Annotated in this window: 1 rRNA gene; it reads right to left on the bottom strand. The window is 49.0% G+C overall.

From position 1 onward, the window contains the following. Positions 1 to 63 precede the first annotated feature (63 nt). Positions 64 to 2,967: ribosomal RNA gene (locus tag ACUW85_RS09430) — 23S ribosomal RNA — on the bottom strand. Between the last annotated feature and the right edge of the window lie 160 nt (positions 2,968 to 3,127).

Genomic DNA, 3,127 nt, shown 5'->3' with positions numbered 1-3,127 from the left:
TTTTGTTCGCTCAAAACTGAATCTGTAAGTCGTCTACCATTCCATCATACAATCTTATATCCATTGGATAAGTCCTCGACCGATTAGTACTAGTCCGCTCCATACATCGCTGCACTTCCACTTCTAGCCTATCTACCTGATCGTCTCTCAGGGGTCTTACTATCTTAAAGATATGGGAAATCTCATCTTGAGGAGGGCTTCACGCTTAGATGCTTTCAGCGTTTATCCCATCCACACATAGCTACCCAGCGATGCTCTTGGCAGAACAACTGGTACACCAGCGGTGTGTCCATCCCGGTCCTCTCGTACTAAGGACAGCTCCTCTCAAATTTCCAACGCCCGCGACGGATAGGGACCGAACTGTCTCACGACGTTCTGAACCCAGCTCGCGTACCGCTTTAATGGGCGAACAGCCCAACCCTTGGGACCGACTTCAGCCCCAGGATGCGATGAGCCGACATCGAGGTGCCAAACCTCCCCGTCGATGTGAACTCTTGGGGGAGATAAGCCTGTTATCCCCAGGGTAGCTTTTATCCGTTGAGCGATGGCCCTTCCATGCGGAACCACCGGATCACTAAGCCCGACTTTCGTCCCTGCTCGACTTGTAGGTCTCGCAGTCAAGCTCCCTTCTGCCTTTACACTCTACGAATGATTTCCAACCATTCTGAGGGAACCTTTGGGCGCCTCCGTTACATTTTAGGAGGCGACCGCCCCAGTCAAACTGCCCGACTGACACTGTCTCCCGACCGGATTACGGTCGCGGGTTAGAGTGGCCATGTCACAAGGGTAGTATCCCACCAGCGCCTCCACCGAAACTAGCGTTCCGGCTTCAATGGCTCCTACCTATCCTGTACATGTCACACAGACACTCAATATCAACCTGCAGTAAAGCTCCATGGGGTCTTTCCGTCCTGTCGCGGGTAACCAGCATCTTCACTGGTACTACAATTTCACCGAGTCTCTCGTTGAGACAGTGCCCAAATCGTTACGCCTTTCGTGCGGGTCAGAACTTACCTGACAAGGAATTTCGCTACCTTAGGACCGTTATAGTTACGGCCGCCGTTTACTGGGGCTTCAATTCGTACCTTCGCTAATGCTAAGCACTCCTCTTAACCTTCCAGCACCGGGCAGGCGTCAGCCCCTATACGTCATCTTTCGATTTAGCAGAGACCTGTGTTTTTGATAAACAGTCGCTTGGGCCTATTCACTGCGGCTGACCAAATGGTCAGCACCCCTTCTCCCGAAGTTACGGGGTTATTTTGCCGAGTTCCTTAACGAGAGTTCGCTCGCTCACCTTAGGATGCTCTCCTCGACTACCTGTGTCGGTTTGCGGTACGGGTTGTTTGTATCTAACTAGAAACTTTTCTTGGCAGTGTGACGTCAGCAGCTTCGGTACTATATTTCCCTCCTCATCACAGCTTGTCTTTAACACGAAGCATTTCACTCTGTGTCAGACTCACTGCTTGAACACGAATCCAATAACGTGCTCTGCTTAGCCTCCTGCGTCCTTCCTTTGGTCAAACAATACAAACAAGTACAGGAATCTCAACCTGTTGTCCATCGCCTACACCTTTCGGTCTCGGCTTAGGTCCCGACTAACCCTGGGAGGACGAGCCTTCCCCAGGAAACCTTAGTCATACGGTGGACGGGATTCTCACCCGTCTTTCGCTACTCATACCGGCATTCTCACTTCTAAGCGCTCCACAAGTCCTCTCGATCTTGCTTCTCTGCCCTTAGAACGCTCTCCTACCATATCCATGCGGATATCCACAGCTTCGGTGTTCAGTTTAGCCCCGGTACATTTTCGGCGCAGGGTCACTCGACTAGTGAGCTATTACGCACTCTTTAAATGATGGCTGCTTCTGAGCCAACATCCTAGTTGTCTAAGCAACCCCACATCCTTTTCCACTTAACTGAAACTTTGGGACCTTAGCTGGTGGTCTGGGCTGTTTCCCTTTCAACTACGGATCTTATCACTCGCAGTTTGACTCCCGGATTAAAATATTTGGCATTCGGAGTTTATCAGATTTCGGTAATCCTAGATGGACCCCTAGATCAAACAGTGCTCTACCTCCAATATTCATCATCCGAGGCTAGCCCTAAAGCTATTTCGGAGAGAACCAGCTATCTCCAAGTTCGATTGGAATTTCTCCGCTACCCACACGTCATCCCCGCCTTTTTCAACAGACGTGGGTTCGGGCCTCCAGTGCGTTTTACCGCACCTTCACCCTGCACATGGGTAGGTCACTTGGTTTCGGGTATACGACTACATACTCGACGCCCTATTCAGACTCGCTTTCGCTATGGCTCCGTTTCTTCAACTTAACCTTGCATGCAATCGTAACTCGCCGGTCCGTTCTACAAAAAGTACGCCATCACCCATTAACGGGCTCTGACTGCTTGTAAGCGCACGGTTTCAGGTACTATTTCACTCCCCTTCCGGGGTGCTTTTCACCTTTCCCTCACGGTACTGGTTCACTATCGGTCACTAGGGAGTATTTAGCCTTGGGAGATGGTCCTCCCGGATTCCGACGGAATTACACGTGTTCCGCCGTACTCAGGATACAGACTAGCGTTATTGATCTTTCGTCTACGGGATTGTCACCCTCTGTGATTGGCCTTCCCATGCCATTCGACTAAATCTTTAACTACATATCGTCTGTCCTACAACCCCAAAGAGCAAGCTCTTTGGTTTGGGCTCTTTCCGTTTCGCTCGCCGCTACTCAGGAAATCGAATTTTCTTTCTCTTCCTACAGGTAATGAGATGTTTCAGTTCCCTGCGTCTTCCTCTCAAACTACTATGTATTCGTAGTTGAGTAATTGCCTATCAAAGCAATTGGGTTTCCCCATTCGGAAATCTCCGGATCAAAGCTTACTTACAGCTCCCCGAAGCATATCGGTGTTAGTCCCGTCCTTCATCGGCTCCTAGTGCCAAGGCATCCACCGTGCGCCCTTATTCACTTAACCATTGGTTAAGTTGTATGATTCGCGAAAAGTAATTTGCTTACTTTTATTGGTTTTTTTACTCTTGGTAAAATTGGAATTTCTTATATTAATTATCTCCTGGTAGAAAATAATTAAATAAGAGGTTTATTACTTACAGTATTCAGTTTTCAAAGAACAAAAT

This window comes from Aerococcus sp. 150760013-2, assembly GCF_053627715.1.
This window is presented reverse-complemented; position numbering and strand designations above follow the sequence as displayed.